The sequence below is a fragment of the Candidatus Zixiibacteriota bacterium genome (genome assembly GCA_019038695.1).
GTDB lineage: Bacteria > Zixibacteria > MSB-5A5 > GN15 > FEB-12 > B120-G9.
The window spans coordinates 1-18,906 of sequence record JAHOYZ010000040.1 but is presented as its reverse complement, the minus strand read 5'-3'; the positions used below and the strand labels follow the sequence as shown (position 1 = coordinate 18,906).

The 18,906-nt window shown below is 51.1% G+C and carries 15 protein-coding genes; 1 reads left to right on the top strand and 14 read right to left on the bottom strand.

Annotated elements, in window-relative coordinates:
* Nucleotides 1-62 precede the first annotated feature (62 nt).
* The 6 genes from KOO62_12055 to KOO62_12030 all read right to left on the bottom strand — a co-directional run bounded on the left by KOO62_12055 (nt 63) and on the right by KOO62_12030 (nt 6,794).
* The gene (locus tag KOO62_12055; protein ID MBU8934722.1) at nt 63-1,499 is read right to left on the bottom strand and encodes a PDZ domain-containing protein; all 1,437 of its coding nucleotides are present in this window, start codon (nt 1,497-1,499) and stop codon (nt 63-65) included.
* Nucleotides 1,492-2,865 carry a trypsin-like peptidase domain-containing protein gene (locus KOO62_12050; GenBank protein ID MBU8934721.1) on the bottom strand — a complete coding sequence of 458 codons (1,374 nt, stop codon included), beginning with the start codon at nt 2,863-2,865 and terminating at the stop codon, nt 1,492-1,494. The genes KOO62_12055 and KOO62_12050 overlap by 8 nt, the downstream gene beginning before the upstream one ends.
* Before the next feature lie 250 nt (nt 2,866-3,115).
* Nucleotides 3,116-3,976, bottom strand: a complete 861-nt coding sequence (locus KOO62_12045) for a hypothetical protein (protein ID MBU8934720.1) — start codon at nt 3,974-3,976, stop codon at nt 3,116-3,118.
* A gap of 60 nt (nt 3,977-4,036) precedes the next feature.
* Nucleotides 4,037-5,338, bottom strand: coding sequence for a polymer-forming cytoskeletal protein (locus KOO62_12040; protein ID MBU8934719.1), 1,302 nt, complete (start codon nt 5,336-5,338; stop codon nt 4,037-4,039).
* A 28-nt stretch (nt 5,339-5,366) separates the two neighbouring features.
* Nucleotides 5,367-6,278, bottom strand: a complete 912-nt coding sequence (locus KOO62_12035; protein ID MBU8934718.1) for a DUF4097 family beta strand repeat protein — start codon at nt 6,276-6,278, stop codon at nt 5,367-5,369.
* A 36-nt stretch (nt 6,279-6,314) separates the two neighbouring features.
* The gene (locus KOO62_12030) at nt 6,315-6,794 is read right to left on the bottom strand and encodes a sigma-70 family RNA polymerase sigma factor (GenBank protein ID MBU8934717.1); all 480 of its coding nucleotides are present in this window, start codon (nt 6,792-6,794) and stop codon (nt 6,315-6,317) included.
* Between the two features lie 357 nt (nt 6,795-7,151).
* Between KOO62_12030 and KOO62_12025 the strand changes: the two genes are divergently transcribed.
* Complete coding sequence (locus tag KOO62_12025) at nt 7,152-7,937, top strand: class I SAM-dependent methyltransferase (GenBank protein MBU8934716.1); 786 nt, start codon at nt 7,152-7,154, stop codon at nt 7,935-7,937.
* A gap of 156 nt (nt 7,938-8,093) precedes the next feature.
* On the opposite strand, the gene KOO62_12020 is transcribed toward KOO62_12025, so the two are convergent.
* The 8 genes from KOO62_12020 to KOO62_11985 form a co-directional block, all read right to left on the bottom strand.
* A complete protein-coding gene (locus KOO62_12020; GenBank protein MBU8934715.1) occupies nt 8,094-11,438 on the bottom strand; it encodes a thrombospondin type 3 repeat-containing protein in 3,345 nt (1,114 codons plus the stop codon).
* 607 nt (nt 11,439-12,045) lie between these two features.
* The gene (locus KOO62_12015; GenBank protein MBU8934714.1) at nt 12,046-12,468 is read right to left on the bottom strand and encodes a sporulation protein; all 423 of its coding nucleotides are present in this window, start codon (nt 12,466-12,468) and stop codon (nt 12,046-12,048) included.
* On the bottom strand, nt 12,455-13,111 hold the full coding sequence (locus tag KOO62_12010) for a hypothetical protein (GenBank protein ID MBU8934713.1): 657 nt from the start codon (nt 13,109-13,111) through the stop codon (nt 12,455-12,457). The genes KOO62_12015 and KOO62_12010 overlap by 14 nt, the downstream gene beginning before the upstream one ends.
* 108 nt (nt 13,112-13,219) lie before the next feature.
* Nucleotides 13,220-14,953 carry a DUF885 domain-containing protein gene (locus KOO62_12005; protein MBU8934712.1) on the bottom strand — a complete coding sequence of 578 codons (1,734 nt, stop codon included), beginning with the start codon at nt 14,951-14,953 and terminating at the stop codon, nt 13,220-13,222.
* Nucleotides 14,954-15,038: 85 nt separating this feature from the next.
* Nucleotides 15,039-16,394: a 23S rRNA (uracil(1939)-C(5))-methyltransferase RlmD gene (gene rlmD / locus KOO62_12000; GenBank protein ID MBU8934711.1), complete on the bottom strand. Its 1,356-nt coding sequence runs from the start codon at nt 16,392-16,394 to the stop codon at nt 15,039-15,041.
* Between the two features lie 2 nt (nt 16,395-16,396).
* Nucleotides 16,397-17,065: a DedA family protein gene (locus tag KOO62_11995; protein ID MBU8934710.1), complete on the bottom strand. Its 669-nt coding sequence runs from the start codon at nt 17,063-17,065 to the stop codon at nt 16,397-16,399.
* An 18-nt stretch (nt 17,066-17,083) separates the two neighbouring features.
* Nucleotides 17,084-18,406 carry a hemolysin family protein gene (locus tag KOO62_11990; protein ID MBU8934709.1) on the bottom strand — a complete coding sequence of 441 codons (1,323 nt, stop codon included), beginning with the start codon at nt 18,404-18,406 and terminating at the stop codon, nt 17,084-17,086.
* A 149-nt stretch (nt 18,407-18,555) separates the two neighbouring features.
* Nucleotides 18,556-18,906, bottom strand: a 351-nt coding sequence (locus KOO62_11985) for a M48 family metalloprotease (protein MBU8934708.1), incomplete at its 5' end; no start/stop codon positions are given.

Genomic DNA, 18,906 nt, shown 5'->3' with positions numbered 1-18,906 from the left:
CACCCGATGTTATATACTCTGGATGGGCTACCAGTGTATTCGGGAGCAGACATTGCCGCCAGCTACCAGTTCGTCTTGACGTTGACAAACAGAGTCTGGCTCTGACGCCAGATGAAGAAGATCACTTCGCCGGGTTGTTCGGTTTCGACACCGGTCATAACCTGTTCAGCATCTTCGATGGATTCAATATCTGTGTCGCCAATACGCTGGATAATATCGCCGATCCTCAGACCACCCACATTGGCTGGGCCACCTCTTTTGAGTCCCGAAACAACCACTCCCGTAAATGTTTCAACCTCAAGGTTGTTGGTCATGTAGTCGGCAAAGACCATACTACGAACTTTGAACTCCAGACTTTCGCACTCGTACTCGTCAGCGTCGGCCGCCACCATCGGTGCAGCCTCAAGGGTAACTAGTAGTTTTAACGTGTCTGCCCCGGTCTCATTGCGACGGATCACCGTCATTTCGACAGCAACGCCGGGACCAAGTTCGGACATCAGGCGTTGGAATACCGGCAGTTTTTCCTCTTTGTCCACATCGACCTGTTGACCGTTGACCTCACTGATGATGTCTCCAACTTCCAGGCTGGATTTGTCGGCAGGAGAGCCGCTAATGATCTCATTGACAATAATACCGCCTGGCAGGTCCAATCCCCAGTATTCGCCAATATCCTTTGTCAGCGCCTGAAGTGAGATTCCAAGCCAGCCACGATCAATTTCACCCTGAATGGGCGGATCGGCGATCATCTTCTCCAACCGTTCGGCGGTTATGACCCCCAACAGCGGGATGCCAAATTGCCCGAATGACTCCAGCAAGCCACTCGCATCGGTGTTGGCCATTGAGGGATCCATCAACGCTCCCAACACGCCCACAGGTTCGGAGTCGGCATTGAACAGAACAGAAGTTATCTGCAACGAGTTGAAACCAACAGTCAGTGGGAAGCGTTCCGGGGATTCGACCAGGGTCGAAATCATACCGACATCTGCCGCCAGGGGTGGGGTGATGAACTCGGGCAGAAGCATATATAGCCCCAACCAGTCACCGGGCTTGAAATCGCGGTCGATCTTGAACTCAACCGGTGTAAACTTGTCACCCTTTGTATCAACCTGTAGAAACCCGATCCCGGTGAAGCGTTCCACACCGAGATACTCCGCCTCGTAGGTTTTTCCGTCCAGGGTGGATACCTCTATATACGTTGGGTCGGTCTTGACAGTAAATCCTGAGAACGCAGGCAGACCGGCATTGTTGGTCAGTGATGAACCATCGAAAATAACCATACCGTCCTGTGTAACAATCGTTCCCAGGTAGCGTTCGGACTGCTCGGCAGAATGAATCCCGAACGACACTTCTAGCTTAATGTCGATGATAACAGCAAATGATCGGACCTTCTGTTCGAGAAACTCAAAATCAAAATTCTGGGCCTGCGTAACGGGTACCATAACCAGCGCCAACACGAACACCAGCAGGAGTGGCATAGCCGGGGTCATACGCTTACTCATCGATCTGTTCCTTCATTGACGGGTTGATCTTTATTATGGCGTAGCGAATGCTACCATTACGGCGGACCGTCAGCAGTATCTTTCCCTCAGTAAGTTCTTCGAGCGACTGATAAACAGTGACAAAATCGGTCAGGCCCGCAACCATTGTCCCATTGACATCAGTCACTACATCCTCTCGTCTCAAACTTCCGGTCATTGCTGCCCCGCCTGGCTTGACGCCTGTCACAAGCACGCCCAGCGAGTCGTCAAGGTTATTGTCAATCTGCATCTGCCGGGTAATACCCTTCACGGTAAAACCCCATCCCTCAGCCTCGAAATCCTCACCCTGAAGATCACCCAACCGCTTGGTAGTGATCTTGAAACTGTACGTTTCATCTCCTCGCAATACCTTCAGGGAGAGCTCGGAGCCTGGTTTAAACTGGGCAATTCTATTATAGAAAGCCGGAAGTTCTTCGAGAAACCGCGCCGATACCGGCTCGTTGTCAATTTCCAGAATGACATCACCAGCCCCGAGAAAACTGACCTCCGCCGGCGATCCGGGATCGATTGAGGACACCAGAACACCGGCGTCGCGGTGCGTATTGAAGAACTCCTCCATTTTCTGCAACGCCTGGCAATGAATGCCGATCCAGCTTCGTACTACTTCACCATGATCTAATATCGAGGTCGTGACCTCACGGACGACATTGATAGGAATGGCAAATCCGAGATTGTTGGCGAACATAGTTGCACGAGAATTGATACCGATGACACGGCCGGAAAGATCTACCAACGGTCCCCCGGAGTTGCCGGGGTTGATAGCGGCATCGGTCTGAATCCACAAATTGTATCTTCCCGTTCGCTCACCGGTAGGAAGCCGGACATCGGCACTGAAATAGCGATCGCGAGTTGAAATCACGCCGAATGAAACCGAGCGAGAGAGTGACAACGGAGAACCCATAGCCAACACAAATTGCCCAACTTCAATCGAATCGGAGTTACCGAACTCGGCAACTCCGAGTGTCCCATCATAGTTTTCGAGGTCCAGTTTTATGACAGCTAGATCCGTCAGTGGGTCCCCGCCTACAAAAGACGCCGACACCTGCTCCTTATCTCCCAGGGTGCAGATTATCCGCTCGGCTTTACCAGCCACGTGATAGTTGGTAACCACGTATCCGTCCGTGTGAAAAATTACACCCGACCCGATCACCGCCTGCTTTTCCAATTGGCCGGTGCTATAGTTCTTGATCACCGGCTGAATATGAACCAGCGCGGGCAGGACACGATCTCTGGCACTGAGGATCTGTTCCTGAAGATTAGCGTCGGCAGTGCCAACCAGGCTGACTGCAATCAATACTGACAGGAGTAATATGCGTACAGAAGTCATCAAATCTCCCCGGAGTTGGAACTACTAATCGTCTAACAGTTGGCCGCACCATAGGTCCAGACCAACTCCTTAATCCACCGGTCCGATGGTTTTTTGAGTATAGTGCAGGGGTATACTCGCTACAAGATTAAAGATAGCGAGATATGTAGGGATCACCCGCTCTTACCTATAACTCCGGGTGACGCGCAGACAGGAATGTTGCCAGCAATTTGACGGAACTGTCACACCGAGTTGAAAGCCAGCCTACTGCCTATCGCTTCCAATACAAATCGATCGAGCCCAGACCAACCTCAACATCAAGAATCAGTCGAATTTCAGCGTCCTCAAAATCGGGGGATTCGTAAACATCGTCATCCACTTCATCGAGTCGGTCGTGGTGAAAGTCAATCGATGACAGCCAGTTAGCTCCCTCGGTGATTACCCGTACCGGCAGACCGCGAGGGAGAATGATGTCCATCGAACCCAGGCCGACCTCAATCGTAACTTTGGATTCGCCGGTGTACTTTCCTCTAAGGTCCAGATCAAAAGATCCTACACCTCCGGAAAAATCAAGTGTTTCGAAATTGGCGTTGCCGATCTGGCGCATCTCCAGTGATGCAGCACCCGCTTCGATTCTGATTTCTTCAAGTCGGATTGGGTTGGGACTGGAGAAATCGATCTCTGCCGAGGCCGCCCCGACTTCCAGCGAGAACTCTTCAAGTTGCAATCCGCCCAGGTCCATCTCAGCTTCGCAGGCACCAATATCCAGATCAAACCTCAACGGATAGTTCTGTGATATAGTCATATCCCATTTGTGGTCCTCGGTATCGATGTTTTTATTGTCCCGATGATTACTCTCCAGAATGAGATCACCAACATCGTTTCTGACCTCGTACTCGTGGTCAAAGTCGATATTCCGTGTGTCATAGGTGACTTCCATCTCGACTACGTTGTCAATATCGCCAGAGGTCAACCAAATTTCACCGGCGCCAAATTCGACACTAACGACGACCCGCTTCGCTCCCTCGGGGGGAACATCCAGCGTTTCGTGTTTGACCCGTCCAGCAAACAAGGTCATTGGCAGAAAAACAACAAACAGCAATGATAACGTTTTTGCTTTTGAGAACCACATAATCATCTCCTGTGGATACATGGGAGTAGCTTACTTCTGAACTCTATTACGCAAGGTGAGCTATTTAGATTCATCGGTTCGATCGGATTGATCGGTAGCCTCGGGTGGTTGCGAGGGATCGGGTGGGTGAACATGGGATACCGGGCGTATAGGTGGAGGAGCCGGGGCTGGTGTCTCCCCATCAGAGTGGCGGCGATCTCTTAACCCTTTGTAATCCCTGAAGCCGAAGCGAGTCAGGATAGCGGCGCCCAGACCCGAAAGAATTGGGAAGGCAGTGATCATAATAGCCACGACCAGGAAGAATACTCCAAATCCCTCGGCTACATCACCTTGCTGGCCCAGCAATACAGCCACAAGAATCCACAGCGACATATGCAGGAAGACACCCAGGACCGACTGGAACAGCATGCCTTTCTCGCCACCTAATAATCTGATAGCTGTGATGCGACCGATAGCGTTACCGAAAATCACCTCGCCAAGGATAAAAGCGCCCAGATAGATGAAAGGGATGAAGGGCACAACTACCAAACCGATAATTGTAACGGCGGCCAGGGCGATGACAATGGGCAATAGTAGCAGGAACAAGAAGCCGAGCAGCGAAGTTTTGATCCTGCGCTTACCGATACACTCCTGCATCCGCCCGATCTGTCGAGGCATGAGTTCGACGAGTAGGAAACAGAAAAACATCAATAGTACGGTAAATACGATGACTACAACCAAGCCATCACCAGAGAAAGCTGGAGTGAAATCCTCCAGTTCCAGCGGTGATTCGGACTCGATTATTTCGCCAAGGACAGTCCCGCCAGGTTTTTTCACAACACTGGTGGCTTCCACGCTGCCATCCACATGGCCGGATTCGGTAATGAGTACCCGCCCCCTGATGGATTTGACACTTCCTTTGACCCATCCCCGAATCGTCACTCGGCCATAGGCAATGATGTCCCCCTCGACAAACTCGTCATAGCCAATTAGCACGGTCTTTTCCAACGTGCCAATCCACCGCTGTTCTGTGCAGCGATCCATGACATCCATTTCATTACTTGTGCGCCAGCCAGATGTCGGTTTCTGAGTGCCGGAGCCAAGACCCTCGACGAAGGCATCTACTTCAAAGTCGTAATACCATTCGAGTCCGTCGGTTCCTATGGCGATCACACCCTCCGGTGTGAGAATAATTTCATTAAACATGGGGTCGGAAGGAAAATCAGAGCCAGCCGAGTCGTCAACCTCGGAAATTGAGAGGTGGTCTGCAGAATCTATTGCAACCGGATCACTTCGATCGGGCTCTGGAGGAGCGGCCGAAATACTGGACAACAGCCAGAAACATATGAAGGCCACCAGGGCTGGTTTAATCGTAGCGCGCATGAAACGTCCTATGTATCAGCGGTCGAAACTAGTATAGAGCTACATGTACATCACCAGTAGATGACGAGATGTTTATGCTCGGTCCGCCCCGACCGAACTCACCTACCACCTGATAATTAGAAACCGACTCAATCGAGATCGGCACATCCGTCTTGATATCTCCGGCGTCGGACTCAATATGCAGCTTACCGGACGACATCTCAGGAATTGTGAAACGGATGTTTCCGCTGGAGGAATGGACGAAGAAGTCGCGAGGGCTGTCCAGTTCTGTGCGAACGTAAACATCCCCTGTCAGACTCGTCACATCCAGTGCCCCTCGAACCTGATTGATTTCAATCTTGCTGGTTGCCGTTTTCACACGAATATCACCTTCAATCCATTGCAGACTTACAGTGCCGGACGGCTGGCGAACAGTGACCGGGCCAAAAAGGAACTCGCCTTTTGTGGTTCCTTCCTGGTTTTCAATATCTATTTCCCCCTCTATCGAGGAGAGAGTAATATCGGTGGCTACACCATTGATAGCAATATCAATCGAAGTAGGCACAGCAATAGTATAATCTACTGCGCCATAGGTATCGGAACCAGCTCCCAGAAGTTTCTGCCAAAAGTTCCGACCACGACCATGAAACCGAAGGTAGTTTGTCTGGATGATAATATCCGACCCAATTTGACGAACCTTGATCTCAATATGATCGGCCACATCCTGGGCTTCATCGCTGCTTCCGGCCCGAATCCGCTTAACGGCATCGATAACGACTCGATCATCCTCGCTACTGGTGATTACAATATTACCTCGTGGGACAGTGAGATCGAGTGTCGCTCGCTGGTCAAGATCAATTATCCTCTGATAGTCAAAGGTATAATCGTCACCGAAGGCCGGAGTTCCAGTCAGCAGTACCGTGGTTAGGAAACCAAAAGCTATGATAAAACGCCATGGCATACAGGCATACTCCTTGTCACAGTTCCATCCGGTGCCCTAAATACCTCTGAGCTTTTTCTTGAGAAGCTCACGGGCCCGAAAAATCCGCGCTTTTACCGTACCCAGCGGTATACCTAATAAATCGGCTATTTCTTCGTACGATTTATCATCCTGATGGCGGTAAACTATAACTTCTCGATATTTATCGGGTAGCGACTCAATTGCATCCCCGATACCTATACGCTGCTCTTTGCGTACCAGATCTCTCTCCGGATGGTACGAATAGTCAGGAATCTCGAACTCTCTGCCGTCAGATTGCCCGTTAATCGGCCTGTCCAGCGACAGTGCCTTAATACGTTTCTTGCGAAGGAAATCAATGGAGCAGTTGGCCGCAATCCTGTAAAGCCAGGTAGAGAAACGATATTCCGACCGATATGTGGCCAACGACGAGAAGGCCTTCATAAACGTCTCCTGCACCAGATCATTGGCCGTCTCCTTATCCCGAACAATCTTCAGGATTATGTGGAAAATGGCCATCCGGTGCCGATTTGTCAGGTCACTGTAGGCTGCTTGATTGCCTTTCAGGGCCTGCTGAATGGAAGCTGCATCTTTATCTGGTAACACAACCTTATCAATGCCATACGATCAGGGGGGTTTGCAGTTTCAACATAGCGTCAAAGAATATAACAGATGGGACCGAGTTCCAAGGAAAAAAGTGCCGCAAGCTGATTGGACTAGTTGTTTCAATCACGTATAAGTTCAGTCTGAAACAGACATGTTGGGAATTGCCTGTTGTCAGAAATTATACATTGTGCTTCCAAAATGTTCAATTCCGGGATGAAAATGTGTACTGCCGATGCACAGGTGTCGTTACTAAGAGGAAGGAGAAGATGTGTGCTAAACATGCTGTACGACTGGCCAAAATACTACGAAGTAGCGTTTTCGTTTCGCGATATTCCTCACGAAGCGAGGTTCATACGCGACTGCATCAGACGCTTCTCGGCCATCCCCGTCCGCCGTGTACTGGAGATTGGTTGTGGACCGGCACCCCACGCAGGTGAACTTCAATCACTTGGTTATCAATACACTGGACTCGACATCAACCGTAAGATGCTCGCCCATGCAGAGAACAAATGGCGACATCTGAATCCTCGTCCGGTGTTACTCGAATCCGATATGACCTCCTTTGAAGGCGTCGACCGCGCTGATTTTGCCTATATCCTGCTGGGGTCGCTATATTTGCACTCAATAGATGAGATGAACTCTCACTTTGACTCGGTTGCCAAAGCCCTCAACCCGGGCGGCCTCTATTTCCTGGACGGGTGCATCCAGTTCTCCGACCCACTCGGTAACAATCGTGACAATGCCTACACCATTGAGAAAGACGGCATCACAGTGTCTTCCGAGTTCGCTATTGAACTATTAGACGCCGATCGTCAGATGTACGAGGAGGTCTGGACAGTTAACGTCGATGACCACGGCCATAAGAAGAAGTTTGAGATGGTAGAGCGTAATAAATCAATCGAGCCGACCGAGTTTGTCGGTTTCATCAGCCAACGACCGGATTTCGAACTGGTCGGCTGGTGGCAGGATTGGAATTTCGATCGCCCGATCCTCCGGGCTTCCAATGTCACTCGGCCTATCGCCCTGGTACGCCGCGTAGCATCAAATGACCGCTGATCCAGCTGCGCCTGCGTGTTTGCTTCTCTCCCAACCCGAGTCCCGCTGATTCTATTAGCCCGTAACCCCTGACAACATGTCGATTCACACAATAAAACCGCCCCTGCAGAAGCAGGGGCGGTTGTTATTGCTTAGTAAGATTTCTCTGTCACATGATTACCACGGACAATCCGCAGGGGCTGGGCCTCCGCGGAATAGGTAGTCGACAAGGTAAACCAGGTCCGAAATATCGATATCACCCCCCGGTCCGGATATACCGTTAATATTCCCCTCATCCATACATGGTAGCTCTGGCCCCCCGGTAAAGAGGTAGGCAACCAGGTATGTCAGATCATCAATCTGTACCAGGTCTGCCGGGTCGCCATTGACATTACCGCGTATGCCTTCGCAGCAGCCGTCACACGCATCACCCAGTCCGTCACCGTCTGTATCGATTTGATCCGGGTTATGCACGGTAGGGCAATTATCGCAGACATTGCCGACACTATCTTCATCCTGATCATTCTGGTCGGTATTGATGCTGTCCGGACAGTTGTCACAGACATCACCGACGGTATCATTGTCCACATCGGACTGGTCAGGGTTGTCGTCGCCTGGGCAGTTATCACAGGCGTCGCCGTGCTCGTCGCCATCAGAGTTAGTCTGGTCCATATTGGCAGCGTTGACGCAATTGTCGCAGACATCGCCTATATCATCGCTATCGTCATCCGCCTGATCGTCGTTGTATACTGTTGGGCAGTTGTCAATATCACTGCAATAACCGTCGCCATCGATGTCGTTATCCGGATCCAGAGGACACGGATCACACTCATCTCCGATACCGTCATCATCGCTATCGAGTTGATTCGTGTTGGGGTCATCCGGACAATTATCGCAGAGATCGCCAACACCGTCGGTGTCAACGTCTGACTGATCCTGGTTCCAGACTTCCGGACAGTTATCACAGACATCACCGACAGTATCGCCATCGCCATCCGCCTGATTAGTATTGGGATCAGTTGGGCAGTTATCGCAAACATCACCCACATCGTCGGAGTCGGCATCAGCTTGATCGACATTGGGATCGGTCGGACAGTTGTCACAAACATCGCCCACGGTGTCGTCGTCGCCATCCGCCTGATTGGTGTTGAGATCAGTAGGGCAGTTGTCGCAGACATCACCGACAGTATCGCTATCGGTGTCAGCCTGATTTGTATTGGGATCAGTGGGGCAATTGTCGCAAACATCACCCACATCGTCGGAGTCGGCATCAGTTTGATCGACATTAGGATCGGCCGGACAGTTGTCACAGACATCGCCCACTGTGTCACTGTCGCCGTCAGCCTGATCGGTGTTCGGATCAACAGGGCAATTGTCGCATACGTCTCCGACGTCATCGCTGTCACCATCTGCCTGATCATCGTTATGCACGGCAGGGCAGTTATCTACGTCACCACAGACTCCATCGCCATCAATATCGTTATCCGGATCCAGAGGGCACGGGTCGCAAACATCACCGATACCATCGTCGTCGGCATCAGCTTGATCGCTGTTTGGATCGTCGGGACAATTGTCGCAGACATCACCGACAGTATCGGTATCAGTATCAGTCTGATCGACATTGGAATCATCGGGACAATTGTCACAGACATCACCGACCGTATCACTATCGCCGTCAGCCTGATTGGTATTGGGATCAGTGGGACAGTTATCGCAAACATCACCCACATCGTCGGAGTCGGCATCATTCTGATCGACATTGGGATCGGTCGGGCAGTTGTCGCAGACATCACCGACCGTATCGCTGTCACCGTCCGCTTGATTGGTATTCGGATCGGTGGGGCAATTATCGCAGACATCACCGACCGTATCGCCGTCGCCATCGGCCTGATCGGTGTTGACGTCAGTCGGACAGTTGTCGCACAAATCGCCTACCGTATCACTGTCGCCGTCCGCTTGATTGGTGTTGGGATCAGTGGGGCAGTTATCACAGACGTCGCCCACACTATCGGTGTCGCCGTCAGCCTGATCGGTATTCGGTTCGGCTGGGCAATTATCGCAGGCATCACCGATCGTGTCAGAGTCTCCATCGGCTTGAGTTGGATTATGCACTGCAGGACAATTGTCAACATCGGCACAATGACCATCGCCGTCCGCATCGTTATTGGGGTCGTTGGGACAAGGGTCGCAGACATCACCAATACCGTCGCTGTCAGCATCTTCCTGATACTGATTCGGATCATCAGGACAGTTGTCACAAACATCGCCTACTGAATCGCTGTCACCATCAGCCTGATCAGTGTTGGGGTCATCTGGACAATTGTCACAGACATCACCTACTGAATCGCTGTCACCATCAGCCTGATCAGTGTTGGGGTCATCCGGACAATTGTCGCAGACATCACCGACTGTATCGCTGTCACCGTCGGTCTGATCGGTGTTGGGGTCATTCAGACAGTTATCGCACAGATCACCTACTGTATCGCTGTCACCATCTGCTTGATTGGTGTTGGGATCGGTGGGGCAGTTGTCGCAGACATCACCGACCGTATCGCTATCGCCGTCAGCCTGATCGGTATTCGGATCAGCGGGGCAGTTATCGCAGACGTTGCCGATATTGTCGCTGTCGCTGTCTTCCTGGCCGGGATTGCTGTCGTCGGGACAGTTATCGCAGACATCGCCAAGGTTATCACCATCCGCGTCAGCCTGATCAGTGTTGGAGTCTTCGGGACAATTATCGCAAACATCTCCGACATCATCACTGTCAACGTCGGCCTGGTCTGGATTATTATCATCGGGACAATTATCACATACATCACCGTGACCATCGCTATCGACATCGACTTGTGATGGATTATAGACTTCGGGACAATTATCAGCAGCACAATATTGACCGGGTATGTTTGGGTCGCCAAAGCCGTCCCCATCTGGATCAACGCAAAATTCACAATCATCACCAATGTACAGCACACCGCCCCACACGGGTCGGAACATCACCGATGATCCTCCGGCATCGGACCCAGTGAACATGAAATCGGTTGCGGAACTGTAGTAGGAACTGTCCATCATGATCAGGTCATCCACGGACCAGCTTGACAGCGTGAAGTAGTAACTGGCCCACAGGCGTCGGCCAGTGCCGTCACCAGGAATACCGGGATTCATGAAGGCCTGTCCACCGATCAAGTACCGTTTATTGGCATTGGTGACATTGATGTCGCTGTTTTCATAGAAGAACGGTCCAATGCCAAAACCATCGTTGATGAGCGGTTGTCCAACGGCGCTGTCCATCTGGAGGTTAGGATTATCCCAGATAAACCCAGCTGTTGCACCTGTTAGTTTGTAATCATTGTAAACATAGACATCGACTTGAACCTGCATTTGCCCCGTGCCAGCTTCGGGACACAGCGTAGCGACCAGCGCTAGCGTATCCGGAGTACCGGGGTCATTTGGATGCTGCGCCGCTACCGATGAAACGGTCGAAACGAGCAGGAGTAGAGCCAGTAAGACCAATCTGTGGTTCATAAGATCCACCTCCATGTGTGGTTGGTGAGGATTTCCCAGAGCGGGACTATTCTCGATGGTTCATTAGCATTCAACACTTCCCCGCGGCATCGGGAAGAGAGAGGTATGGCATCGCTCAAGTACTCAATTATCATATGGCTATAAACTGTAGAATACACGGATCAGGTGTGCTCCGCGCAATTCTGAGTCGCACAAGTATGTCAATGTAACGGTATGTTACTTTTCTAAGTGTAATGATACGCCATGATCGGATGCGTGTCAAGCTTATATCGCGACTGATCTCTGATTGCGATTTCCGAAAATGTACACGACCTCTCACTTTCTCAAGGATCTGTTCACGGCATATGCATACAGCAATCATTACCTGAAGCAGTACGGTAAGGACTTTTCCAGCGAGAAGTACGAGGATAACAGCATACTTGCAGGCATTGATGTGGAGTCCATTAAAAAATAGCGACCAGTCAGTTACCGATGGAAAAACGGGGCAGACAGAATCAATGACGGCCGCCTGGCAAAAGCTGAGGTCAAGCAGGCGTTGTTTGTTCTCCGGCAGGAGTGCGCTGCTCCTGCCTTGCAAATCTTAGCTGAAGAAGACTGAGGGTTGTGCCTACGCTTCTTCGGAAGTATCCTCGGTCGGTTCGTCGGCAGAATCCGTATCCTTGCCCTTGTCGGACGTGAGACTGTCCTTCATCTTGCCGAGCTTCTTTGCGATTCCGGGGATGGCATCAATAATCGTATCCCATTTCCCTTTACCGACTGGAATCAATTTAACGCCGTCATCATCCATGATTATAAACGCCGCCGGCTCGATTTTTGCCCCGCCGCCACCGCCACCACCAAACCCGGCACGTGCCTTGTCATCTTCTCCCTGACCGCCACCGGCTCCAAAACCGACAGAAATCTTGACTATGGGAATGACCGTCTTGTCTCCAACCGTAACCGGCTGTCCGATTACCGTTTCCGATTTGGCTATCTCGCGTAGTTCACCGACCACACCCTTAAGAATCTCAACAACATTATTGGACATCATGTCCTCCCTTCCTTGTTCCTATCGCCAACTTATAGATTTCTCTTAATGGCAGACGCCAGGCCAGTACAATCATCCGCCAGAACAGCTTGTAAAGCGGCAGTGCCACCGTTACCGCAGCCGAACCCGAAAACGAAGGACCATCCCAGATCGGAACAAACCGAACTCGTCCTACCACCCCCGGAACCGCCGCCAGAGCTGCCTGGTAGTAGCCATACGCCATACCGGTATCACTCGGCGAATCAAACCCTGCCCGTACTTCCCCTTCCAGTTCTTCAATCACCAACGAAGACAATGTCTGTCTCATAAATGATCCAGCCTCCTGCACGATAACAGGTACAAGGTACCGCAGTTGCGCCCACGACCACTGGCGTCGAGGTTTGGGAACCTTTGTGGTTTTCGCTTTTTTCTTCGATATATCTTCCTTGCGATCACTATCCAGCGGAAAACGTTTTAGAGTGATTCCGAGCAGTCTGAAGACTCCGGTCTTGTTGGAAAAGTCAAACTCAGGGCCGGAACGACCTAGCCCTACAAAGAAAGATTTGCGCTCACTGCCCCACTGCAAACGTAATCGTAATCGCAGCAATAACACGGCTACCGCGACCAACAACATAACAAGTATGATCAATCCTACGATTGTGCTCATAGCATCCTTGCCTAGTTCCCCTCGGGAAACAGTCGCCGATGAATCCGGCTCTGCTCTATTCTATATACGTCTGACGGGTCAGGTCCGTTGCACCACCGGAGTCTGACCTCAGAGCACCTTCTCTTTCCGCTCGACATCAAATATGTCCCACAGTAGAGATGGAGGAATCGAACCTTCCGCCAGCAGTCGGTCGTGGAACGACTTGAGAGAGAAGGTATCACCTTCTTTTTTCTCAACCGCACGGCGAAGATTCATTATCTCCTGCTTGCCCATCAAGTATGCCATCTGAATGGTAGGTGCATGGCAATACCGCCGCACCTCCTTGGCAATGTACTCGCGTCCCGAATCGGTTGTCACATTCAATTCTGTCGTCATCCATGCCACTGCTTCGTCATAGGTAAACTGTCCCGTATGGAGCTTGACATCGACTACAATCCGGGCTGCCCTGAATTGGATGCCACCGAGCGTACCCAACCAACGGGATGGGTCTTCTTCGCCATATAGTCCGGCGTGGTAAACCATCTCCTCGCAATAGAGTGCCCAACCCTCGATCAACATCATGTTGTACTGCCATTTGCGTACCGGATCGACATGACGACCGGCCAATTGCATTTGCAGGTGATGGCCCGGATACGCCTCATGGACAACAGAACCTTTGAAACCCCGACGGTGCGTATAGCGAAAACGGGCTTCCAGTTGTCTCCGGCTCAAGTCCTCCGGGATCGGGCGCACATAGAAGTAACCATGCTGAATACTGTCAAATGGTGCGGCCGGCTGATAGGCAATCCCGCTGATCATGGTCCGCAGGAAAGACGGCGTCTCGATAACCGTAACCGGTGCGATGTCATCAGGTATCGACATCAGGTCGTTTAGCTCCAGGAAGGTCCTAACCTGCGCTGTCTCCCAATTGTAGTACTCCAGAATGTCGTCGCGGGCAAACGTAGCAGGAACAAAAACGGAATCCTGTCCGTTCTGATGGTGAGTTTCAACATATTGTTCGTATTCACGATAAGCGGTCTGGCTCTCATTCAGAAGTTGCTCCCCCAAAACCAATAGCGAATCAGAATCAAACTGAAGAAAATATTCATGGCCCAACTTGTAGTCGAAATTGTCTTTCCCAATCGCGAAAGCCGTCTCCGGTCCCGGAATCACATCCGAGAGCCATGAAGAATAGTCGTTCATAGCCTCTCGTGCCGCTGTGGACACTTTGAGAATTTGGTCGGCCCGCTCTGGAAATTTGTTCATCAGTTCGCCGGAAACCTGCTGAAAAAACTCCATAGCGGTTTCGGTTGTCTCCATTGCGGCCTCGATGAATACCCTGGGCGGATTCTTGATATTCTTACGAGCTGTTGCCAGATGCGCCGGAACAGCTTTCATGCGGCCAATGATTGGCACCACTCGTTCCGACAATGGATCATGGTTTGACAGCAGCAGAAAATAGACGCCATCAACGGCTTCCTGAATGTACAACTGCGGGGATTTCTTGTGCCACTTAATCGCCTTGAGATCCAGCAAGGCTACATCAACAGTGGCCTTCGTCAATTTCTTATTGAGTTGCTGGTAAGAATTCAATTTTGAAGGTTTGAACTTGTACAGCTTCTTCTCAATCCCCGTGAGTCTTTTAATCATACTCTTGACTGACTTGGAAGAATAATCCGTCAAACGATTGTCGTAGGCATGAATCCCCATCTCGGTTGATCGCACCGGATAAAATGACTGTACCGTCTCGAGCGCTTCAAGACACAATTGCTCAAAAGTCTGTTTCTTGCCTGCGTAGCTGTCTCCGGCTGTTACCAGAACACAACTCAGAATAATCAGAACGCCAATAATCCTTGTGGCCATGTAATCTCCTTATATTGTTAGACCGTCAATGTAATTATTATCGGCGACCGGGGCAAGTTCTGTTGCTTGGGATGGTCTTCGTCTCTTACTCGCGGTAGAAAACACCGATCAGTTCAATGTGCATCGTATGAGGAAACATATCAACCGGTCGCACTTCGGGCAGGCGATAGCCCGCTTCCAGCAACGTAGCAGCATCACGCGCAAAAGTGGCCGGGTTGCACGAGATGTATAGGACTTTTGAAGGTTCCAGACGAATCATCCGGCGTAGCGCTTTTGGGTTCATCCCTGCCCGTGGAGGATCAATTATGACAATATCAAAGGGAGTATCACCGACCTCACCCGAACTGAGAAAATCTTTGACATCACCTTCGAAAAACTTAATGTTGGAAATCCGGTTCTCGATCGCATTCTCGCGAGCGGCCGCGACCGCATCCGCGACTATCTCAACGCCGATTACTTCCTGCACGTGCTCCGCGATCAGAATGCCAATCGAGCCAGTGCCGCAGTAAAGATCAAGCACCCGGTCACCTTTATCCGGTAGCAACAGATCGAAGGCGGCCCGGTAGAGCGTCTCGGTTTGGACTGAGTTGGTCTGGAAAAACGAATTGGCACGAATGCGAAGACGACAACCCAGTATTTCTTCCTCGATGAACCCCATTCCAAACAGTACTCGCTCCCGTTCACCCTGAGCGACATTTGCCTTCCGGCTATTTTCATTGTGAATCAATGTAGCCACCTGCGGAAAAGCTGCACTCAGTTCTTTGATCAACTCCATCCGATGTGGAATGTTTCCGGAGTTGGTGACGAGATTAACCATGATCTTGCCCGTCCGTCGCGCTTCCCGGATTACCAGAAAACGCAGGAATCCGGTATGGTCCATCACGTTATAGACTGGGATGTTGTGCTGTTTAACGAAGTTTCTGATAAAATGAACGAGCTTGTCGGCCGTGTTTGTTTGAAGCAAACACTCCTCTAGATCAAATATCTCATCAAACCTGCCACGGTGGTGCAGCCCAAGATTGAAATTGCCGTTGCCGGTGTCATGAAATGAAAACTCCATCTTGTTACGGTAGTGGAAAAGTTCGGCTGAACCGACAACCTCGTGAAGACGAACATCAAGCGTCTTGCCGATCCGTTCCAGACAGTCAGCCACCTGTTTGTGCTTGAACTTCAGTTGATGTTCATAGCTCAAGTCCTGCCAGGTACATCCACCGCAAACATCAAAATGCTGACACTGAGCAGAAATTCGCAACTTGGACTTGGTAACGATCTCCTTAATTGTAGCCTCGTCATAACTTTGTTTTCGACGGGTGATCTCGGCCAGAACTTTGTCGCCGGGAATCCCACCCTTGAGGAAAACCACTTTGCCGTCGAGATGGGCAACTGCTTTACCGTTGAAAGCCAGATCCTCAATCTCCAGTTCAACCAGTTTCTCATCCATCGTCAGTCACCTTTAACCAAACTCATAGCCCAGAACCCCATGACCAGCAGGATTACAAAAGCTATGGCCAGATAGTTGAAGTACCGATCTATCAAGGTCTTGATTCGGTCACCGTAGCGACGATAGAGTATACCAATAATCCCGGCGACAACGAAGAACCGCAATGAACGACTGACCACCGAGGCCAGAATAAACAGTGGCAACGACATTTCAAAAAAACCGGCTGTTATCGTGAAAACCTTGTAAGGAATCGGAGTGAAACCAGCAATCGCCACCGCCCAGACACCGACTTTCATTCCGCCCAGTTCCTTTTCGTTAAACCAATACTGTGCCTGGCTCAACAGTTCCTGAGGATCAGAGCCGGACATTGAGGCGGTTAGTGCGAGGAGTTTTTCGCCGATCAGATCAAAAGCTGTCATTCCAATAAAATAGCCCACGACACCCCCAACAATCGATCCTGCCGAACAAACCAACGCGAATTTCACCCACTTGCGGTGAGCACCCATGCACAAAGCTATAAGGAGCGCATCGGGTGGAATGGGAAAAAACGATGCCTCGGCCAAAGACAACGAGAACAATGCCGTGAGGCCATGTCTTGATTCTCCCCAACCAAGAACCCAGTCATACAGCGATCGCGTCCACCGTAACGGCGCAGTCAGTACTCTAACCATTGGTGTCTGTCATCCTGTCTAAGACTCCATTCCATCAGCGGGTGTGTTAAGTCGTTCCAGCATCATCCTTGTCAGTCGGATATTATCCTGTTTCAGAACTGTAATCTTCATATCTGCAAGAGTAATCACTTCGCGTTGTTCCGGCAACCTTCCCAGGTGATCAATAATCAATCCGGCAAGGGTATCGGATTCGGCTTCAGGCAGGTGGCAATCCATGAGTTCGTTGATCGCACCCGGCCAGACCGAACCATCGGCATAAGCAACCGTTTCCGAATGTTTGACCAACGGGTCATCACGGTCGTCATCCTCATCTCGGATCTCCCCGACCAGTTCCTCCATTATGTCTTCCAGCGTAACGATCCCGGCCGTACCTCCAAACTCATCGAGGACAATCGCAAACTCCTTTTTCTTGCGCTGGAATTCTCGCAGGAGTCGTGGCAACGGCATTGAATCGGGCACAAAGATCGGCTTCCGAATGATGTCATTCAGAACGATTAGTTTTGGGTTCATCTTCTGATGAATGATGTCGCGGGTATACAGTACTCCGACAATGTTATCGATACTGTTTTCGTACACCGGGTATTTGCTGTGACCGCTGGATATTATCTTGGTGATGATATCATCAGGGGGAGTCGTCACTGTCAGGGCAATCACATCGGGCCGTGGCGTCATGGCCCGACGTACCGTGGAGTCGGCGAAGTCAAACACGGACTTGATAAGTTGTTCCTCGGTATCATCGAACACCCCCTTCTTCCGTCCCTCCAGAATCATCAGATTGATCTCATCTTCGGTCACTACACCGCCCGTCCGGCCCGACTTAATGCCCAGTAATCTTAGAATAATGTGGGCCGCTCCACTGAGAGAAATCGAAACAAACCCGATGAGCGTGGTAAAAACCGTGATTGGAGAGGACATCAGACAGGCATAGCGCTCGGGGTTGGACAACGCGATATACTTGGGAACCAATTCCCCCAGTATGACGGCAAAGACTGTGATTAATACAGCTACAATACCAACCGCTACCGGCTGCGCGGCGTCGGCTATCAGCTCCACAGGAATGCCGCTCAGGGCTGCCTGCAGAGGCTCGACCAGCGTGGCTCCGCCGAATACGCCGGCCATCGTACCTACCAGCGTGATGCCAACCTGAATCGTGGCCAGAAAGCGGTCGGGGCTGCGACGCAACTTCTCGGCTCGCGAGGCGCCTTTCCTACCTTCGGATATCTGCTGTTTCAGCCGGCTGGGGCGTGAAGCAATGATTGAGAATTCGGAGAGCGAGAAAAACCCGTTGGCCAGAATCAATACCAGAATAGCAAGAAGTTGCAGTAAAAGATCTGTTTCCATCCTAACGGAGCATCCCTCCGGGCAAAGGACAAGACTGCCCCACAGATTGCCCTTTAGAGCGATTGTTAATAATACGTTCCGTTTGTATGGGGTGCCCTACAGCTTGCTGCGGGTTCCATCCGGGCTGGCGAGAGAGACTTAACAGCAAATTACTCATAGTACGTTTGCTGAGCCATTTTGTGGAGCTTTTCCACTCGCTTCTCGACCGGTGGATGAGTTGAAAACAAAGATGAAATCCCCCGACCGGAAAGAGGCTGAACAATCATCAGATGTGCGGTGGCCTTTTTCTGATCCGGATTCATTCGGATTGGAGCCGAACTGATTTTCTTAAGTGCTGATGCTAGGTCATGATGACGACCGGTAAGCCGCGCCCCGGTGGCATCCGCTTTGTACTCACGGCGACGAGAGATTGCTGCCTGAATTAGCATCGCCGCCAGCGGTGCGACAATCGCTGCGGCCAATAGTCCAATCAGGGGGGGGGGGGGGGGGGGGGGGGGGGG

Excerpts from the sequence above, each read along its gene's own strand:
- KOO62_12050 (MBU8934721.1), bottom strand. The coding sequence starts at position 2,865 with ATGACTTCTGTACGCATATTACTCCTGTCAGTATTGATTGCAGTCAGC.
- KOO62_12015 (MBU8934714.1), bottom strand. The coding sequence starts at position 12,468 with ATGATGTCCAATAATGTTGTTGAGATTCTTAAGGGTGTGGTCGGTGAA.
- KOO62_12010 (MBU8934713.1), bottom strand. The coding sequence starts at position 13,111 with ATGAGCACAATCGTAGGATTGATCATACTTGTTATGTTGTTGGTCGCG.
- KOO62_12020 (MBU8934715.1), bottom strand. The coding sequence starts at position 11,438 with ATGAACCACAGATTGGTCTTACTGGCTCTACTCCTGCTCGTTTCGACC.
- KOO62_11995 (MBU8934710.1), bottom strand. The coding sequence starts at position 17,065 with ATGGTTAGAGTACTGACTGCGCCGTTACGGTGGACGCGATCGCTGTAT.
- KOO62_12040 (MBU8934719.1), bottom strand. The coding sequence starts at position 5,338 with ATGCGCGCTACGATTAAACCAGCCCTGGTGGCCTTCATATGTTTCTGG.
- rlmD (MBU8934711.1), bottom strand. The coding sequence starts at position 16,394 with ATGGATGAGAAACTGGTTGAACTGGAGATTGAGGATCTGGCTTTCAAC.
- KOO62_12045 (MBU8934720.1), bottom strand. The coding sequence starts at position 3,976 with ATGTGGTTCTCAAAAGCAAAAACGTTATCATTGCTGTTTGTTGTTTTT.
- KOO62_12005 (MBU8934712.1), bottom strand. The coding sequence starts at position 14,953 with ATGGCCACAAGGATTATTGGCGTTCTGATTATTCTGAGTTGTGTTCTG.
- KOO62_11990 (MBU8934709.1), bottom strand. The coding sequence starts at position 18,406 with ATGGAAACAGATCTTTTACTGCAACTTCTTGCTATTCTGGTATTGATT.
- KOO62_12035 (MBU8934718.1), bottom strand. The coding sequence starts at position 6,278 with ATGCCATGGCGTTTTATCATAGCTTTTGGTTTCCTAACCACGGTACTG.
- KOO62_12030 (MBU8934717.1), bottom strand. The coding sequence starts at position 6,794 with ATGGCCATTTTCCACATAATCCTGAAGATTGTTCGGGATAAGGAGACG.
- KOO62_12055 (MBU8934722.1), bottom strand. The coding sequence starts at position 1,499 with ATGAGTAAGCGTATGACCCCGGCTATGCCACTCCTGCTGGTGTTCGTG.